We start from the raw sequence: 846 nt of genomic DNA on the forward strand, positions 1-846 counted from the left end.
CTCCTTTGCACTCATTGTCATATTAGTGGACGGTTCAAATGTTGGAGAGTCCGAATTTACCAATTGAGTGATTTACCTTTTACGAATGATATCAATAATTCGATTGTGAACGATTTGCGAAAGAAGCAATGTGTCATCGCCAGTGGTATTAACAAACTGAACAACAACGGTGTCAATGTCAGCATAGTAACGAGCGCGACTCCAGTAGCCTAATACCCAGCCATCGTGCTGATACTCATAAAGCCCTTTATAAATCTCGGCTTCTTCAGGAGTAAATAAGGAACCGTCATTGAGTGCCCTAATAAATTTCCCTACCGCTTCTGCTGTTGCGACCATACCTTGGTCTAGATATTTGAAATCATCTGGATATCCAATGTAATAACCACTCATCAACCTGTCTTGGTTCACTTCATTGACCGACATAAAGGTATCCTCAATACCCAAGGGGAGAAACATTTCTTGCTTGATAAATTGCCCGTAATCGTAACCGAGTACTTTTGTCATGATTCTTTGTAGCAACAGGTAATTGGTATTCGAATAGCTGTAATCTGTGTCTGGCTTAAAATCAGCCTGTTTATTAAGAATCAACCCTAAACCATCAATATTAGGGTCGGCCCAATTAAACCCTTCGGCATCGGTAAAATTAGGGATGCCACTTCGATGTTGGACCATCATGCGAAGCGTAATTTTGTCGGCATTTTGGATCTTTCCATTAAATTCCGGTAAGTAATCAACGAGTGTTCCATCTAACGATAGCGTTTTATTCGCGACAAGTTTGACGAGAGCGGACGCATCATAAAGCTTACCAATACTGGCTATTTTAAATAAGGCTTGAGGGGAAGCGGG

Annotated in this window: 1 protein-coding gene; it reads right to left on the reverse strand. The window is 41.1% G+C overall.

Annotation, left to right across the window (positions count from 1 at the left end; all coding sequences use genetic code 11):
- Positions 1–72: 72 nt before the first annotated feature.
- Positions 73–846, reverse strand: a 774-nt coding sequence (locus JV36_RS0115490) for a serine hydrolase domain-containing protein (protein WP_032097098.1), incomplete at its 5' end; no start/stop codon positions are given.

Origin of the sequence: Alteromonas sp. LOR, assembly GCF_000753865.1 — a bacterium.
In the GTDB taxonomy this organism is placed as follows: Bacteria; Pseudomonadota; Gammaproteobacteria; order Enterobacterales; family Alteromonadaceae; genus Alteromonas.